The organism is Pseudoalteromonas sp. APC 3358 (assembly GCF_030408075.1).
GTDB classification, from domain to species: domain Bacteria; phylum Pseudomonadota; class Gammaproteobacteria; order Enterobacterales; family Alteromonadaceae; genus Pseudoalteromonas; species Pseudoalteromonas arctica.
In genome coordinates, this window is the sequence record NZ_JASDCE010000002.1 from 189,743 (window position 1) to 207,722 (window position 17,980).

11 protein-coding genes are annotated in these 17,980 nt (G+C 37.9%); 4 read left to right on the forward strand and 7 right to left on the reverse strand.

The window, feature by feature from the left end; translation table 11 throughout:
* Positions 1-22 precede the first annotated feature (22 nt).
* Complete coding sequence (locus QL995_RS03560; RefSeq protein ID WP_290292842.1) at positions 23-1,381, reverse strand: serine hydrolase domain-containing protein; 1,359 nt, start codon at positions 1,379-1,381, stop codon at positions 23-25.
* A 184-nt stretch (positions 1,382-1,565) separates the two neighbouring features.
* Between QL995_RS03560 and QL995_RS03565 the strand changes: the two genes are divergently transcribed.
* A complete protein-coding gene (locus QL995_RS03565; protein ID WP_290292844.1) occupies positions 1,566-2,219 on the forward strand; it encodes a hypothetical protein in 654 nt (217 codons plus the stop codon).
* Positions 2,220-2,244: 25 nt separating this feature from the next.
* Here the strand turns inward: QL995_RS03565 and QL995_RS03570 are convergent, their stop codons facing one another.
* Positions 2,245-3,027 (reverse strand): DUF1223 domain-containing protein, encoded by a 783-nt coding sequence (locus tag QL995_RS03570; protein WP_290292847.1) that lies wholly within the window; start codon positions 3,025-3,027, stop codon positions 2,245-2,247.
* Between the two features lie 622 nt (positions 3,028-3,649).
* Between QL995_RS03570 and QL995_RS03575 the strand changes: the two genes are divergently transcribed.
* The gene (locus QL995_RS03575) at positions 3,650-6,721 is read left to right on the forward strand and encodes a S8 family serine peptidase (protein ID WP_290292849.1); all 3,072 of its coding nucleotides are present in this window, start codon (positions 3,650-3,652) and stop codon (positions 6,719-6,721) included.
* Between the two features lie 317 nt (positions 6,722-7,038).
* Positions 7,039-7,716, forward strand: coding sequence for a glutathione S-transferase family protein (locus QL995_RS03580; RefSeq protein WP_290292853.1), 678 nt, complete (start codon positions 7,039-7,041; stop codon positions 7,714-7,716).
* A 53-nt stretch (positions 7,717-7,769) separates the two neighbouring features.
* On the opposite strand, the gene QL995_RS03585 is transcribed toward QL995_RS03580, so the two are convergent.
* The 5 genes from QL995_RS03585 to gss form a co-directional block, all read right to left on the reverse strand.
* Positions 7,770-9,509 carry a SulP family inorganic anion transporter gene (locus tag QL995_RS03585; RefSeq protein ID WP_290292855.1) on the reverse strand — a complete coding sequence of 580 codons (1,740 nt, stop codon included), beginning with the start codon at positions 9,507-9,509 and terminating at the stop codon, positions 7,770-7,772.
* Positions 9,510-9,930: 421 nt separating this feature from the next.
* Positions 9,931-12,870 (reverse strand): TonB-dependent receptor, encoded by a 2,940-nt coding sequence (locus QL995_RS03590; protein WP_007581455.1) that lies wholly within the window; start codon positions 12,868-12,870, stop codon positions 9,931-9,933.
* Positions 12,871-13,494: 624 nt separating this feature from the next.
* A complete protein-coding gene (dps, locus tag QL995_RS03595) occupies positions 13,495-14,019 on the reverse strand; it encodes a DNA starvation/stationary phase protection protein Dps (RefSeq protein WP_010553097.1) in 525 nt (174 codons plus the stop codon).
* 236 nt (positions 14,020-14,255) lie between these two features.
* Positions 14,256-14,624: a DUF2237 domain-containing protein gene (locus tag QL995_RS03600; RefSeq protein ID WP_121953954.1), complete on the reverse strand. Its 369-nt coding sequence runs from the start codon at positions 14,622-14,624 to the stop codon at positions 14,256-14,258.
* Between the two features lie 136 nt (positions 14,625-14,760).
* Positions 14,761-16,629 (reverse strand): bifunctional glutathionylspermidine amidase/synthase, encoded by a 1,869-nt coding sequence (gene gss, locus QL995_RS03605; RefSeq protein WP_290292859.1) that lies wholly within the window; start codon positions 16,627-16,629, stop codon positions 14,761-14,763.
* Between the two features lie 291 nt (positions 16,630-16,920).
* Here gss and QL995_RS03610 point away from each other — a divergent pair, with 291 nt between their 5' ends.
* Positions 16,921-17,754 (forward strand): mechanosensitive ion channel domain-containing protein, encoded by an 834-nt coding sequence (locus QL995_RS03610; RefSeq protein WP_290292862.1) that lies wholly within the window; start codon positions 16,921-16,923, stop codon positions 17,752-17,754.
* Positions 17,755-17,980 lie beyond the last annotated feature (226 nt).

Genomic DNA, 17,980 nt, shown 5'->3' on the forward strand with positions numbered 1-17,980 from the left:
TGTTTTTGGGAGGGTTATAAAACTAAATCTTAGTCGCTTCAGTAGGCGTTGTTGATAATCCACTAAAATACTTCATTACCAATTGGCCTTGGCTGTTTTTTTCTATTACTAAGTAATTGTTTGAATTAGGGTAGTAAAAGCTATTTTTAGACATCGTAATAAGTTTTGTTTTATCGCCACCAGTGCGCTTTGAATACAAAATGTCATTTTCAAAAAATAGGCTGCGTAAGGTATTTTCATCAATACGGTAATCACCCAATACGGGCGCTAATTGCTGCTCTGTTACATCTGCTTTTTTAAACTCGGGCAGTGCAATACCTAGTGCTCTGGCTGTGAATTTTTCGTTGATAAAAATAGGGTTTATGTGGTTTGAATTAGCCAGTACTGCAACATATAGCTTTTGCTCTGGAATATAGCGTGCATGTGCTAAAAAGCCATTTATTCCGCCAGTGTGTTTAATTACGGTGTATTCATTCAAAGGCTTAATAATTAATCCGTAACCATAGGATGAAAAGCTGCCGTCATTTAGTTTAAAAGGGCTGACCATCTTCTCATAACTTGCTTTACTAATAAGCTTGCCAGACGATAACGCATTAAACCAAATATTTAAGTCAGCTGGAGTAGATATAAGCGCACCTGCGGCATATGGCCAATCCATATTAATGTAGCTGGTGTTGATAAATCCTTGCTCTGTTTGTTCATATCCTGCTGCGCGATGGGCAACAATTTCTTGCCCTTCATAACTACTCTGGTTCATTTCTAGCTTTTTAAATATGTGTTGTTCAATAAAGTCTTTGTAAGACTGGCCACTTGCTACTTCAATTATTTTCCCAAGCAGTGAATAACCGGTATTTGAATAAGCCATCGCTTCGCCGGGTTTAAACACCATTGGGTGTTTGGCAAATCGCGCTAGTGCATGGTCAACGCTGGTGGGGACTTGTATTTCTTTATCAAAGAGATCGTCGTCATCTGTGTAGTTGGCGATGCCTGAGGTGTGGGTTAATAAGTTTTCGATTGTGACGAGGTTGCCCTCTGTTGGAAAGCTTGCAACATACTTATGAATATCATCGGTAACCGCTAGCTTACCTTGCTCTTGCAACATCATAATTGCAGCTGCAGTAAATTGTTTTGAAATAGAACCTAAACGTAAAACGCTTTGCTCATTAAGTGCAATGTTATGTTCAAGGTTGGCAAGCCCGCGCGCTCCTTTAAAAAGGACTTTGCCATTTTTGCTTATAATTACCGATACCCCAGGCTCGTTTTCAGCAAGGTTCTCGTTAAGAATTTCCTGATATTGCGAGGCTGTCGGGTTTGCTTTTACAAGGCAGGGTGTTAATAGCGAGAGGGCTAACAAACAGCTAACGTAAAATGGCTTAATCATATTCATCCTTTTTAGTTTTTATACCAAACCTCTAGATAGGCTTAGCGATCCTTGTGTTTTATAGTGAGTTAATATTGCACAGCTAAAAAGTAAACACAATTATCGGATTTTATAGGGGCTCAGTAATAGGTATAATCGGTGCGTTTATTGGTTTTTATTATATTTTTACAAGGAAGTTGTTGATATGCCTGATGTAACGGCTCTATTTTATATTGCCATAATGGCCTTTTATTTATTGCGCTCAAATGATGGAAGTAAGTTAATTATAACTACGATCGTTTTAGCTGCTATTCCGCTATTTACGAGCGATTATTGGCAGTGGTTACAATTAAGTGGGCTGTTAAGTGTCATTATTTTAATTATAGAAAAAGAGAAAGCAGGGGCTACCGCAGGCGGTGCAATTGCGGTGTTAGTCGCTCTATTTATTGGGGCTTTTATTGTAAGTATAATTATTAATACAGGATTGACCTTTTCGAGTAATTTTAAGCTTTCTACTTTTGAAGTTAAAGCTCCCTTAAGTTACGGATGGTCTACTCATATTATTTGGTTGTATTGTCTTACTTTTGTTATACCGCTATTTGCCATTTTACGCGGTATTAAAAAGCCCGTAGCATTCTTTGGCACTAATTTAACCGCACTCGCTTTAGCTGTATTACCACACTATTGCGGCTCATTTATTTATGGGCTTATGCTAAGCGTAGCTATTATTGCTTCTCTTTATTTAGTCGCTTTCGTGTTTAAAACAGATTCTGAACAACGCTTTATGTTTACGTATATGGGTATGAGTGGACTACTAACAAGCTGTATAGTTAAAGGTGTAATGGTGGCCTATTTTTAAACTTCAGCTGTTTATTTTATCCATATTAAAACCAATCTGCTGCAACTTGTAGTGGGGTAGGGTCGCTTTTTTCAGATACCCAAAATACTAAGGCTTGCTTAGTTGGCGATACATTATTAGCGCGAGGCAGGGGTAAGTCAGTTAATGATAATTGCTGCCTGGTCTGCATGTCACTTTGCTCGTAGCCAATAACAACAAAGTCGTGTTTTAACTTATGGCCTGCGTTTTCGCCGCTGTGTATTTGTGTTTCTATGCCAAAGCCTAACAGAGCTACATGGGCTATTAAGTTTTGGTTAGTATCATCTTTGGTATTAACAGTATCGTATTCGAGATTAATTTTACTGTTGTTTATAGTCGCTTTTAAATTACCTAAATAAGGGGCTTTAGCTATAGGAATAGCTTGCTTATAAAACCAACCTTGCCACCCGCTGCCGTTAACCATAAATCCTGGGGTTGCTACAATCCTACTTTTACCGAGTGCCTTATAAGTACGTTGTCTTTTACTAAAAACAGCAGAGGCAAACGGGTCTTTCCATCCTAAATAATCCCAATAAGTAACATGAAAATTAATAGGGATTAAATCAGTCCATAGTTTTTCATCATCTGTAAACGTTGAAATCCAGTGCTCTGCTGGTGGGCAACTACTGCAGCCTTGCGATGTGTAAAGCTCTAAAAAGGTAGTCGGATTAGCTGTACTGGTAATAGTTACTTGCTCAGCAGCTTGGCTTTGAAAGCAAAAAATTATTAACCCAAAAAATGCGATAAGGAATGGACGATATAATGTTTTAGAAAGCATGGTGTGGCTCATAAAGGCTAATATTCACCTTAGCATAAGTGATTTTTAAGATTGAAGTATCACGCAATACTCACAATTAAATCACGTTTTAACTGTGTATTTTATTTAGCTGCTCAATTATTGAAATACTTTACATGACTAAATTTTATTTTTAGGAAATATTATACTTAATCTGATGGTTTGTTAGTTAAAAGCGTCAACCTTTAGTGTGTAAGTGTTTTTTATATAGAGGTTATCAAATTTTGAGTTTTTATTTGGTTATTAGCAATAAAGGTTGCGATATTTATCAGAGTTATATTTACCTAATAAATATTATGCTAATTAGTTTTTTAGCCTTTTTTATCTAGAAATAAGGGGATAGTGAGTTGTTTTAGGAAGTATCGCTTCGTTTTATTATTTTAATTAAGTTAATTATTTGTGTTTTAGTTTTTTATTGTTCTGATAAGTGGTACGGTTTTATGTTGCCTAAGTTGCTATCCTGTTGTTTTATTTGACTTTTAATTGTTGCCTTTAAGTGTCATTTAGTTAAAATAAGGTTTCAATATAACTTTTTATTGGGTCAAAACACCCGATTTTAGTTTTAAACGGATGTTTGATTTACTAAAAATCAGTAAATTTCAAAAGGATTTATTAAATGAAAAAGACAAAGTGCTTTGCATTGTGTTTAATCGCAACCTCTATTTTAACTGCGTGTGGCAGTGATAAAGACCCATCTAGTACTAGTGAAACACCTAAAGTAGTAGCCAATACAGCACCTTCAGTAAATGCAGGAGTTGACCTTATCGTAGATGAAAATCAATCTATTTCATTTACAGGAACTGCTGAAGACTCAACCGGTACAATAGCAAGTTATGCATGGCAGCAAACCTCAGGGATTAATTTAGAGCTTAGCGGCTTAGATACAAGCACCCTTTCTTTTACAGCGCCAGAAGTAGATGAAGAGCAAGTTGTTGTATTTGAATTAGTCGCTACTGATGATGGTGGTTTAACTGCATCTGACTCTATTTCAATTACTATTAAAAATGTACTAGTAGAACCAACATTGAGCTTAAACGAAAGAGTCACTGTTGAAGAAAATACAGAAGTAGAAATTACAAGCATAGCAGAAGATTCTAATGGCTCAATAGTTTCGTATGCTTGGCAACAAACTGACGGCATTATCATTGAAATTGATAACTTAACTAATGATTCTTTAAAATTTATTGCTCCAGAAGTTGATTTTGATACAACGTTAACTTTTGACTTAACAGTGACTGATAATGATGGTCAAACAGCTACAAATAGTGTTTTTGTTGATGTGACTAATGTTGCCGCAAGTGTTATGTCTATACCTGGTGGTAGTGAAAATATTGTTATAGATGGGCAAACCGTTGAAGCAGCGCTGAATGAAGTATTAGTACATTTAAACGATGATGTTACAGAAGCTGAATTAGAAGCTGTTTTTGATGAGATTAGTAATAATGATGCTGGAATCGCAAGTTTTGATGATGCATTAAAAGTATTACAGATAAGAGTTAGAGAAGGCGCTTCTGAAAATAGCTTGATAACAAAGATTGGTGAAATGGGCGGCGTTAGGCATGCAGGTTTAAATACTGTTATCGAGTCAAAAAACTTAAGTCTGATTAGTAATTACAATCATGTAATCAAAAATAAAAACACTGTAATACAATATATTGCAGAGGAAAGCACTGATGAGCCTCTTTTTTCTGGAGATTATTGGGTTAAAGCTGTAGCCGCAGATAAAGCATGGGATGCATTACAAGAACGTACTTTAGCGCCAGTGACATTAGGTGTTGTTGATACCGGTATAGGTGCAGGACAAAATAGCATTGAAAGCTCTCGCTTAACTCGTCTACGCGCACAAGAGAATGGCCAATTTGGTGTTGTTGAAGGTGATGATACAGAAACTGATAGTTCTCATGGGTTGTGGGTATCTAGCTTTATTGCAGGACATAACACGAGCGAAGGCAGTGCAGTGTATGGTGTTGATCACAGTGCCAACTTAATACATACCGATATTTATGTTAAGCGTTGCAAGGATGGATCAACTACTGAAGAGTGTTCATCTGAATCTCCTATTAAAACTTATATAACAGATTTAATAGCAGGAACTAAGGCGACTATAGATAACGGTGCGAGCATTGTAAATATATCTTGGGGTGATACAAGCACTTGTGCTGACGACTCACAAGTTAGATTAAAAAGTAATAGAAATTGGCGTCTACAACAAACTAACTTAGTGGAATACGCAAAAGAAAAAGATGTATTACTCGTTTATTCGGCTGGTAATAACTGTGAAAAAAATGATGATCAACTTTTAGTTGATATCAATGATATTGCCCAAGATGCTTGGCAAACAAATACATTGATTGTAGCGGCAACAGATGCAGATGATAAAGAAACTGATTTTACACGTATGGGTAACGTCGTAAATATTGCAGCTCCTGGTGATCAAATGGGGTGGGGGAATACTGATGGTAGCTTAGGCGTAGGTACATCATTTTCAGCTGCTTTAGTAACAGGCTCTGCAGGGATTGTGAAAGGAATTAATAGTTCATTAAAAGCAGCGGAGATTAAAGATATTTTAGTTGCTACATCTTCTAATTTAACGCTTTCTGAAGAGTCAAAAGCGCTAGGCACAACCGGTCCTACGCAGTTACTAAATATTCATTCTGCAATACAAACAGCCGATTTAACTGTTGATTCTGTTTTAGAAGTTAAGGCTCCAATTGCTTTATCTAAAGGGGATAAAACTACTTCGCAATTAAGTTTTACCTTACCTGCAACTACTGTGACAGCAATTGATGTTATGTTTTTAATTGATGTTAGCGGTAGTTATGCTGATGATATAGCCAGTTTAAAAGAGCAAGCTGACAAAATATTAGAAAACTTATCTGGCCGTGGAATTAATGTTGCTTTTGGAGTTTCTGCTTTTTCAGATTTCCCTATTGATGGATATGGCAGTGAATACGATGGTGATGAAGCGTTCTATTTATTACAGTCGATGACAACGGATATAGATGCCGCAAAAATAGGTATTAACAATTTAACTATTTATTCAGGTAATGATTATCAAGAGTCACAGTTAGAAGGTTTGTACCAAGCTGTAACTGGGGCTGGTAGAGATATAGACAACGATGGAAATTATACTAGTTTGGGTGATATTGAACCTATGAATATTGGTTGGCGTGAAGGTGCTTTAAAAGTTATTTTATTAGCGACAGACGCGCCATTTCATGATTCAGATATAGATGATAATTACCCAGGTGCGGGCAAAACTGAGGTCATCAATATATTACAAGAAAAAGGTGTGACTGTATTTGGATTGCAAAGCGGCTCTATTGGCCTAGCTACAGATGATTTAGATTCAATTGTGTTAGCTACTAAGGGACAAACATTTTTATTGTCGTATGATAGTAACGAAATTGCAGCGACTATTTCTTCAGCTCTTGATGAGGCTTTAAAAGAAATCGATCTCTCAATTGAAGTGATTTCAGGGGAACAGTGGGTTGAAACCATTACACCAGTCTTAATTGAGAACGTTAAACCAAATGAAGAAGTGACCTTTGAAATTAATTTGAAAGGGATTAAAAATGCCTCTCTTGAGGAATTAAATTACGAAGTGATACTTTGGATAAGAGGTGATGGTAGCGCAGTTGTAAGAAGGGTTGTAATTCCTATTACAGTTCCAACTTTAGCCGATTAATTTAGACAAAATTAAATGATTAATAAAGCCGATATTGAGCGTTGCTCAATATCGGCTTTTTATTTAATGGGCCAAATATGAGTAGTGCTAATACTTGCCATGCTTTTATTTTTTTGTTTATATAATTGATTTTTAAGTGTATTACTTCTTACAAAAGTTTATTTTTTCTTTAGCATAAGTGATTTTTAAGATTGAAGTATCACGCAATACTCATAATTAAATCACGTTTTAACTGTATATTTTGCTTAGTTAAAACTTAATTTGAACACCCGCTCAAGTTGTGCTTTAATCGTTGCTCCATTATTGAGGAACTTTACATGATTAAATTTTATTTTCACCATACTCCTAACCCAATGAAGGTTGCACTCTTTTTAGAAGAAACAGGCTTACCGTTTGAACTTGTTCCTCTTGATACTTTAAAAGGTGAGCAACATACGCCTGAATTTAAAGCAATTAATCCAAACGCTAAAGCGCCAGCAATTGTTGATGGTGAAACTCGTGTATTCGATTCGAACGCTATTTTAATGTACCTTTCTGAAAAATATGGAAAGCTAGAAGGCAAGAGCGATGACCGCGCTGAAATGCTGTCGTGGTTAATGTTTATCGCATCTGGTTTAGGTCCGTATTCAGGGCAAAGTGTACACTTTAGACACATGGCGCCAGAAGGGCTTGATTACGCGGCTAATCGTTATTTACGTGAAGCGCAGCGCCATTACGAAGTGCTTGATACGCACCTTGAGGGCCGCGACTTTATTGTGGGTGATACGTATACCATTGCTGATGTATCTGCATGGGGTTGGATTGATAAAGCACCGGTTGTACTAGGTGAAGAGGGCTTAGCGCCGTACCCAAATCTTAAGCGTTGGTTTGAAAGCATTGATAGCCGCCCAGCGGTTGCACGTGCACGCGTAATTGGTACTGATGTAGCATTTAAAAAAGAGTTTGATGAAGACGCTAAAAAAGCGTTTTTCCCTTCAAATTACCCTAAAGTATAAAAAGTACTTAATACTAAACAGCAGATCAGTTAGCTGATCTGCTGTTTAGTATTTTATGGCTGTGTGAGCGCTTCTTTATTTTCGTCTGACTCAAACAAGCTAACTTCTTGTGTATGCTGGCTTACGCTATTTCTTTTTAGGGCGATGTATAGGTCTGAGTGAATATATATACCTTCTTTTCCTGACTTCATTCCTGCAATTTCAAACCACGAAAGTAGTTGGCGTTTTCTACCTGCAAGTTCAAGCCTTATATCGCGCTTTTTAAATATAACATCTAGATCGGCAAGCATGGCCATTACACTTAAATCTAAGTGAGTAAAGCAGGGTACAGCGTCAATTATTACACATTGAGTGTCGTCTTTTTGTCTTGCGTATTGCTCAAGTAATCTGCGTTTAAAGTAGCTGGCATTAAAGTAAGTTAAAGGTGAATTAAAACGATAGATAAACACGCCTTGCACCGATTTTGCTTTATCTGTGGCGTCTAAACTTCTTACTACACCGTTAACATCTACGCCGAGTATATTGTCGGTTGGGCGCATTACAGTGCGAATAAATTGAAATAACCCCAGTAATACAGCAAGTGTGATCCCTGGTATAACGCCAATAAATAACACCGCAAGTAAGGTGGCTGAGGCGAGATAAAATGCCTGTTTATCTTTTCGTTTTAATTGCCAAACAGCTTTTAAATCGAGTAAATGAACAGAGGCAATAATGAGTACAACACCTAGCGCTGCGCTTGGAATAAATTCAAGTGGGGCTGTTAAAAACACGGCTATGAGCGCAATAATGGCCGCTGCTATTATTGATACTAACTGCGTTTTACCACCTGTTGCATCGTTAACAGCGGTGCGTGAGTCGGCGCCACTGACTGCAAACCCTTGCGAAAGAGCCGACGCAATATTGGCAATACCTAACGCTCTAAATTCTTTATCGGCGTCTATGTCATAGCCATTTTTAGCTGCAAAGCTGCGGGCAGTTAGCATCATACTAACAAAGCTCACGATGGCTAAGTTAAGTGCGGGTACCACTAGCTCACGAATAATCCCTAAATCAAAAACAGGGGTATTAAAAACGGGAAGCCCGCCAGTTACGGTGCCAATAGTTTTTATATCAAGTTGTTTTAATTCAAAAATCCATACCAAAAGCGCACCAAAAGCAATGGCAAACATAGATGCAGGCCACGTGGGTCTTATGCGCTTCATGGCAAAGTAAACCGCCAGTGTAAACAAAGCCATTAGTAAGGTGGGAACATGTGTTTGCGCTAGATATGTGGGTACACCACCTAGGCGTTCAAGTAAGTAGCGCTCATCAAAGGTAAAACCGAATACTTTAGAAAATTGACCAACAATAATAGTGATAGCTACGCCGTTTAGTAAGCCCATTAAAATAGGTTTAGATAAAAAGTCGGCTAATACACCTAACTTAAATTTACTGGCTATAAAACACCAAAAGCCGGTCATAGCGGTCATGGTGACAACAAGTTGCCAATGCTTAAAGCTGTCACCTGCAGCAAGAGGTGTTACTACTGCTGCAATAACGGCGCAGGTGGCGGCATCAGGGCCGACTATTAATTGTTTAGAAGTGCCAAAAAGCGCATATAGCATCATTGGCAGTATGCAAGAATATAACCCTACGGCGGCGTTAACACCGGTTAGTTGTGCGTAAGCAATGGCAACAGGTAAAGCTACGGCAGCTACCGATAGCGCCGCTCTTACATCATCAGCAAACCATTGTCGCTCGTAGTGCAGCAATGTATCTAAACCCGGCATAAAATTATATAAACGCGACAGCACTTCAGTATCCTTGCTAATAGTTACAACGTTTTGATAGTAAATTTAATATTCAAATAAGTATAGCTAGGAGGGAGTGTTTTTTACGTAATATAAAGCCACTTTTTTATAGACGTAAAAAAGCCTGCATAAAAGCAGGCTTTAGTGTCTTGGGCGTGTTGACCTTTGTGGATTGAAATTTGTTCAATCTAGGGGCGATTAAATCGCGGCGCGAGGTTTGTAACCTAGTGGGCTAAGTAAAAACCGATCAACAAAGAGTTAATCGTCCCTAGAAAGAACCCAAAGGGCAGCGCATGTTTGGTCTTTATGCTGCGTTATCGCCTATTTATGGGGAATAACCACACTACATAGGCTCTGTCTTGCCTGAAAAACAAACATACCGCTGCAAATTCAACCACCAAAGAACAACACGCCCTAGGGAAAATTAAAATTTAGCGCGAATACCAAAGCTGTAACGGCGATCCGCTTCAGTGTACTTCCAAGCACCACCTAGTTCAGATAGGTAGATTGAAGGCTCACCCGTTAAGTTGGTCGCATTACCTACTAAGGTCACGTTTTCGTTAATATCCCAGCTTGCAGAGAAATCTAACTGGCCTCTGTCGTCACGGTAGTTATTACCGTAAACAGTGCCTTCTGCTGAAATGCTGCCGTCTGAGTTAATATTTTCTACGCGTTTCTCGTTTTCAGTATCTAAGAAACTGTCACGGTAGTTATAAGCGATACGAGTAGAGAACCCTTCGTATTCCCAAAATACTTGTAAGTTGTACGTATTTTTAGAAATATCTAATAATGGGTTGCCGTTTGGTTGTTCGCTGTCTGCATACGTGTAGTTTGCATTAACACCTAAGCCAGAAAATGCACCAGGTAAGCTTGTGAAGAACTGTTGGTAACCAACTTCAAAACCTTGTACTGAGCCGTTTTCACCGTTTACATTTTTAACTGTATCAATACCCGTTAGTCCTGCGTCACGCAAGCCTGCAACATGGTTAAAGCCATCTATATCTACAGGGTAGTCAGTCGCATCTGAGTAAACTAGGTTGTCTTGAGATACACCTGCAACGTCAAGCTGACATACTTGGTTCCACTGAGTTACGTTTTGACCTGTTGAAGTGCTTGATGCAGCTACACAGCTACTTTCGTTACTTAAGAAAGACTCAACATCTTTATAAAATACTGCGAAAGATAGTACGTTACCTTCATCAAAGTAATGCTCTACAGATAAGTCGTATTGCGTTGCACGGTATGGTTCTAAATCAATAGAGCCTTGCGTTGCACCTGTAATGTCATTATTAACGTCAAATGCAGGGCTTAGCTCACTAAAGTCAGCGCGGCGCATAACTTTTGCAGCAGCAAAGCGGAATAATGTTTCGTCTGAGTAGTTATACGTAACGTTTAAGCTTGGTAAAAAGTCGCTGTAGTCATTGTCGCCAGTTACTTTTTCGCCATTAAGAAATACGCTTGATTCTAAATCTGTAGTCACATAACGACCACCCACAATCGCAGTGATGTTATCAAAGTCTAAGTACGCTGATATGTACACAGCAGCTGTATCTTCAACTACGTTACGGTATGCGCTTTCTTGGAACTCTTGGTTATCTGAAAGACTCCCTGTTGACGCTAGGTTAGTACCTGCAAGTAACTGCTGAAGTTGAGCGTAAGTATTTGCAGGGTTAGATAAACCGTTGTAGCTTAAAAACGTTAGTAGGTCATTTTGTCCCGAATGACCTAATTGGTCAAAAGAGTTGTCGTGGCTAACTGTTGTGAAGCTATTTGAAAAAGCAGCGTTGTAGTCATCAACCCATAAAGTAGCCAATGAACCATCTGAGTCGTTAAATGCATTTTTGTAAATGTCTTTAATTTCTACTTTGTATTGCTCATATTCGTAATCGCGGTTAGTAACACGTACACCTGCTTTTACTTTAGACACCCAGCTTAAGCTGCTGAGAGGTTCAAACATTTCAACATCAAAACGAATAGCTGTTTCGTCATTGTCTGTTCTTCTATCTTCACTTTTGAACGTACGTAGTGCTAAGTTTTGTGGGTCAGTAAATGCATTTGGATCTGAATGAATGATGCTTGGTAATTTATTACCGTCTTGAGAAAATGCACCATCATATAAATGATTTGTTAGCTGAGTTCCGCCACTTGCTTCAAATGTTGATTTTTCGATTGGGCGAAGTGTAAATTCAGAATCAGGTCTTACGCTTTCTGATGATGCTACTGCAATTTCACCAGAGATTTTTATACTGTCAGTAAGGTTCCACTCTGCACCAAGTGCATTTGAAAACGAGTCAGTTTCACGAAAGTCACTGTATGTTTTAGGGATACCAAATTCGTTTGTTAGCGTGTAATTATTTACGCCGTTAGCATCTTGAGTTGTATTTGCATCTGTTGATAGTGAACCCGCAACACCTAATATAGAGTTACCACTTTGCTCACCAGAGCGTTTAGTGCCACTTAAATCAAGATACACCATGCCATTACCAGATTGCGGTGCCCACTGAAGTGATAAATTTACAGCAGTACGTTTACGTTGTTCTACATATTGTTCAACACTGTGCTCGTCTCGTACGATAGCGTTGCCACTTGGTGTATTACCTTCTTGGCCATTAATATCAATGTCTTGAGGTTTAACACGGCTAGACGTTTCATCTTGACGAATTTCACGATCTTGATACGAAAACATAGCAATGGCACCAAAGGTACCCATTTCGTCAAAGTCCCAGTTGTTACCAAGTGAACCACTAAAAATAGGTGCTACTTTTTCTGTTTTATCTGCATATTCACCATCTAATGAAACTGCACCAGTTAGTTTATCTAACTCTAATGGGCGAACTGTTTTTAAGCTAACTGTTCCGCCTAATGCACCTTCAATCATATCGGCAGTAGGAGACTTAACGACTTCTACTGTTTTTAAGAAGCTTGATGGGTAATCTTGTAAGCTAATACCGTCACGAGAGTCGCCAATAGTAGAGCGACCGTTTAATTCAACACGGTTTTGAGGTAAGCCACGAATCGAAACACTGTCACCCACACCAAAATCGGTATTAATAGATACACCAGTAATACGTTGCAGTGCTTCTGCAATATTATTATCAGGTAACTTACCAATGTCTTCAGCAACAATCGCATCTACAATACGTCCGTCAGTACGCTTAAGCATAGCGGCGGCTTTCATACTACCTAGCATGCCTTTTACTTCAATAACTTCAATATCTGCAGCTGCCGTTTCTGAAGCTGCCGGAGCCTCTTGCGCTGCAATATTTGAAGAAGCCATTAGTAAAAGAGCTGCTGCACTGATTGTTGTAGAGCTACTTCTTTTATGTTTATTAATTAATGTTGAAGTAATTTGATTGAGTTTCATGTATCTCTCCCGTTTGGGTACGACTTACGTCATTGTGTGTGTTGTTACTTGGTTTGGTTAACCAATTTAACTGCTGTTTCCCTGTGGTGTGTCATACAGGTGGTATGGTTGAAATTAGTCCAATTCAGCTTTTATTACAACCTTTGTTTACCAAAAATTCACAAGGTGTATTACAAAGTGTTCTTTTATTTTGCTTATATTTAATAAATTTAATGGCTTATGGTGTATTTTTATTTTTTATATTTTGAGTGAATTTTATTGAAGTATGTTTACCAAAGGCGTTTTTTTATATTATTTGTACTATTAAATACATTTTTTAGTACTGTTTTTAAATTTTATGTCGTACTTTTATACGTATTTAGTTTGTTTTTTAAGTGATGTTAAAATAATGAGATGTTCATTAAAGGTTGGGTATGGCTTATAAATTTGTGAAATAGTAAGGAGTATAAAATCATTCAATTTTATTTTGGTTATTTGTTTTGGTAATACCAATTTTCTATTGTTTTTATATGATTTTTGTATTAGAGCTTACTGATACATATCTATATATGATTATAAATAGAGTGATTTTTGCGCAAAAAAAAGCCCAGCATATTAATGCTGGGCTTTCTTAGATTAAATGTATTAGCTTTTTAACTCGCCTGTAGATGATTCTAAATGGGCTCTAATAAACCACTGAAATTGCTCTAGATCAGCTAGTTGGCTGGTGATCATATCTTCAGACACCGGATCTAATTCAGAAAGAGTCTCAATTGCTTTGCGGTGATCGCCATTAACGCCGTTGTATACTTTATCAAGTGCGGCTAAATGCTCGGTTACTAACCCTTTACCTACTGAGTATTCGTTCCATGTACGACGATCTACGATTGATTTAGGCGTACCAACGGGCACTCCACCAAGAGTCGCAATTCGTTCTGCAATTGTATCTGTCATTTCGCGCACAATGTCTACTTGTGGGTCTATCATTTCGTGTACGCCAATAAAGTTAGGTCCCACTACGTTCCAGTGAATATGCTTTAAAGTAAGCTGTAAATCTATTAATGCAACCATGCGGTTATCTAGCGTAGCTATTGTTTTTTGAGCTGATTCGTCACTCATACCTGGCGCGGTAAATTTAGTTGTTTTGTTTGATTCGTTATTGTTACTCATAATTTCTCCTACATTAAGTAATGTGTTGCTCATATAATATGTTGCGTTATGAGCATGACTTAAACTTAATGAAGCAACTGTTATGCCGTAAGTTGATTGTTTTTAAAAGTGATTTAAAAACATGTGGTTATGTTATTATTTAAGATTTTAGAGGCTGGAGGGGTGATTGAATTTTTGAAAAGCCTGCATACATTTGTAAAATCTGCAGACTTTAATTTAATAACGCTTAAGTGTGTTTAAACTTTGGCTATATATTCGTGCGCTTTTAAAACATCGAGCGGCACTATTTCTAATGATTTTTTATTTGTAGCTTCAAGTACCACTGGTGGCGCAACGTTTGCTGAAATAGCATGAAGCCATCTTAGCGCACACAAGCACCATTTATCACCGGCTTTTAAACCTTCAAAATCGTAAAGAGGGTTTGGGCTTATTAAGTCGTTACCTTGTGATTTTGAAAATTGTAAAAACTCGTCAGTCATAATTGCACACACACTGTGATTGCCAAGATCTGATTCTGGTACATAACAAAATCCTTCACGTGTGTAGCCACCATTACCGCAACATAGTTTTAAACGTGTGCCAAGTACATTAAATTGATTCGCCATGAAATACCTTAGTTTGTGGTGTTTAATAAATTTACTCTATCAGGAGTAACTCGCTTGAGATAGCTATAAAACTTAAAAGAGGGAAGGGGGTCTACACAAACTTAAGCCCGCAGCAAAATTGCGGGCTTAGTATTATTTATTTAATACGCAGTGCCATACAATCGCTATGGCCGTTTATGATCATGCTTTTATCAACACGTACGCCACCACCAGAGTATTTTCCGGCGGCTGTAAAACTACATATTTGTACAAAGTAGTCATCTACTTTAGGCAGTGCAAATAGTTGTTGGTATATTTGGTCTTGCTCGGCAAAGTGCCCCATTGTTTTTTCTATAACTTGCTGCTGTTCATCAACAAGTTGAATATTAGCGCCACAGCGCCCTACTATTGGTTTAACTACATAACCGGTTTGTAATAACTCGTCGTTAAGCTCAAACGCGGTATTAAGTAAATATTTATGATTAGGGAATAAGCTCCACAGTATTGGCAAAATAGCTTTGTTACTAGGAATTAATGTCCACAGCGGTTCAAACACCATCACATTTTTACGCAGTAATACATCGACTAAGCGTGGCGTTTCACCAATTTTGAATTGTGGTTCAAAGTTATCACCTAATGATTGGTCGGCTTCACATTCTTCACGAATTTGATCAAGTGCGGTTTCCCACGACCAGGTTTTCCACACGAAACTCAGTTGTGAGCCGTCTTCATCTACTATGTTGCCTGATTCATTCCAGCGAAGTGTGCTTAAGCCAATTACTAACTTACACTCAAAGCCAGCGGCTTCAATGGCTTCTTTCATAAATAATGCGTGGTAATGCTCTTCTGGTTCATCATCTTGCAGAATATGAACAAGACCTTTTACTTCACTTTTACGCCATGCTTTTACGAGATCTTTAAATAAATTTTGGCCTGCATCTACACCTGTTTTAACACCAAAGTGTTTTGCCCATTTACCCTGAACTTTGCCGCTTTCCATGTAACACGATGCCGAATCGCAATTGTATTCGTAAACTTTTAAACCTGCCGCTGTTAAAGCAAAGTCAAACCGACTGGTAATTAATTGGTTTAAGCGGTTATCCCACGATTGGCGAATTTTATTAAGCACAACATCGGGTAAATTAAACTTTTTTAATAACTCAGGGTGCTGCAGTACATAGTCGGTTGCATGCATAAATAAGCCATGCAGCTCATTTGTTGCATGCTCAATGCTTTGCTGCGCCGTTTGAGATATCGCAAAGTAATTATGTTGATCCGCAGCTACTGATGTAAGTTTATGGCCTTGCATCATTTCTACGTAGGCAGCTTCATCGTCATTCGCAATATTTAACCATGACTTGTTTGCTTGGCCTGTATCTACTGCTTTATGGGCTTCTATAATAAATAAATCAGTGTTTAGCTCAGACGTTGGCTCAGCATATTCTGTTTCATCAGTTTGTGTCATCCAGCCTAAAATAGTGGCGTCGCTGTAAGAGCACTCAATCCAATAGTCGCCATCTTTAGTTACTTTTGCTTTTAGCTCACGACACCAGCTTTGATCTTTTGGCCATATTTGATGCCCTACATTTTGCTCAGCTAGACGTATTTTATCTTTATGCACTTCAACAACGACAGCAACATGGCCTGTTTCTTCAAACTCGCCGCCTTCTTCCCATATAAGTAAGCTACCTACTTGAGGATGATGTTTTGCACCATTTTTAAACGCGTTTAGTGGCAATCTGTTTTGGCTATTTACATCGCGCACCGAACGCAGCTCAAAAATATCGTAAGCCATAGCAATATCATCAAAAATATAGCTATGGTTGAGATACATCCATCGACGTGCAAATTCAACGCATTGCCATTTATAGCCCATGTAAATGCCATCAAGGTAACTACGATAGGCGCTACGATTAGGATAAATGCTTTCGTCAGCCGTATCATAATCAGATGAATACACAGCAACATTACCAGGTGCATAACCTAATAAGGTACCAAAATCACTAGCAGGAGCAGAAGATTTCATAAACAAAGATGTTCAAAATAAAGGTGTGATAATTTGCTGACTATATGAGCGAAACTGCGTTATAGCAAGATATAACTGGGTTTAATTTTTAATTAAATATTGGCGCTAAATAGGGCTTAAAATTATATTTTATCAATCCATAATTTTAAAAGCAGTAGTTAAAAAATCCCTCCTTCAAAGCGCTTATACATGTAAAACTGAACCTATATTCGTACTTTAGTTAATTTTTTGTTAAACTGTTGCGCTTGGTATGGCTAAAACTAGTTAAAAGTTTTTAAAACAGGAAAAACAATGGAAGACATAATAAACAACATTGATATTAATCAATATTTACCCGCTGCAATTACGTGGGCAACCAACATATTACTGGCGATTGCAATTTTACTTGCGGGCTTATGGTTGGCAGGCAAAGTACGCAATTTAATTATTGGCTTATGCCATAAATACACTCATCTTGATGACACGCTTTTTCGCTTTTTAGGCAGCATGGCTCGCTACATCATATTAGCGTTCGTTATTATTGCTGTATTAAATCGCTTTGGTGTACAAACAGCCTCTATTATTGCTTTGCTAGGTGCTGCGGGACTTGCTATAGGCTTGGCGTTACAAGGTGCAATGTCGAACCTTGCAGCAGGCGTTATGCTACTAGTTTTCAGACCTTATAAAGTGAATGACTTTATTGAGGCTGCAGGGCGTTTTGGTAAAGTAACAGAAGTAGATATGTTTACTACTATTTTACAAACGTTCGATAACCAACAGGTTATTATTCCAAATAGTCAAATTTGGGGCGCGCAAATTATAAACCATTCACATCATCCAATTCGTGGTGTGGATATGCATTTTGGTGTTGCTTACGGTGAAGATACAACGGCTGTACGTAGAGTTATAGATGGCGTACTTGCAGCGCACCCACACATACTAAAAGATCCAGCTCCTTTTGTTGAAGTAGAAACTCTTAACAACAGCTCAGTAGACTTTTTAGTAAGACCTTTTTGTAAGGGCGAGCATTACTTCGATATTCTTTACACTGTGCCAGAGTTAATTAAAAAAGCACTGGATGAAAACAACATCGAAATACCTTTCCCACATCGTAAAGTTATTTTAGTTAACGAAAGCAAAGATTAACTAAATTTAAAACGATTTAAACCTAAGGGCACTTTTAAAGTGCTCTTTTTTTGTGTGAAAAAGTTACATACCTGTGTAACCTTTTCTTTTATAAATCACCTCAAATACTACATTGTTATCTGTACAGTCCTTTTTTACTAGGTTGGATGGCTGGTCTTTATTTTGCATTTGTATAGTCGCTTTTAGCTTTAAAGCTCATAAAAACTATTGACCCATTAAATCAAAC

Excerpts from the sequence above, each read along its gene's own strand:
- QL995_RS03560 (WP_290292842.1), bottom strand. The coding sequence starts at position 1,381 with ATGATTAAGCCATTTTACGTTAGCTGTTTGTTAGCCCTCTCGCTATTA.
- QL995_RS03565 (WP_290292844.1), top strand. The coding sequence starts at position 1,566 with ATGCCTGATGTAACGGCTCTATTTTATATTGCCATAATGGCCTTTTAT.
- QL995_RS03570 (WP_290292847.1), bottom strand. The coding sequence starts at position 3,027 with ATGAGCCACACCATGCTTTCTAAAACATTATATCGTCCATTCCTTATC.
- QL995_RS03575 (WP_290292849.1), top strand. The coding sequence starts at position 3,650 with ATGAAAAAGACAAAGTGCTTTGCATTGTGTTTAATCGCAACCTCTATT.
- QL995_RS03580 (WP_290292853.1), top strand. The coding sequence starts at position 7,039 with ATGATTAAATTTTATTTTCACCATACTCCTAACCCAATGAAGGTTGCA.
- QL995_RS03590 (WP_007581455.1), bottom strand. The coding sequence starts at position 12,870 with ATGAAACTCAATCAAATTACTTCAACATTAATTAATAAACATAAAAGA.
- dps (WP_010553097.1), bottom strand. The coding sequence starts at position 14,019 with ATGAGTAACAATAACGAATCAAACAAAACAACTAAATTTACCGCGCCA.
- QL995_RS03600 (WP_121953954.1), bottom strand. The coding sequence starts at position 14,624 with ATGGCGAATCAATTTAATGTACTTGGCACACGTTTAAAACTATGTTGC.
- gss (WP_290292859.1), bottom strand. The coding sequence starts at position 16,629 with ATGAAATCTTCTGCTCCTGCTAGTGATTTTGGTACCTTATTAGGTTAT.
- QL995_RS03610 (WP_290292862.1), top strand. The coding sequence starts at position 16,921 with ATGGAAGACATAATAAACAACATTGATATTAATCAATATTTACCCGCT.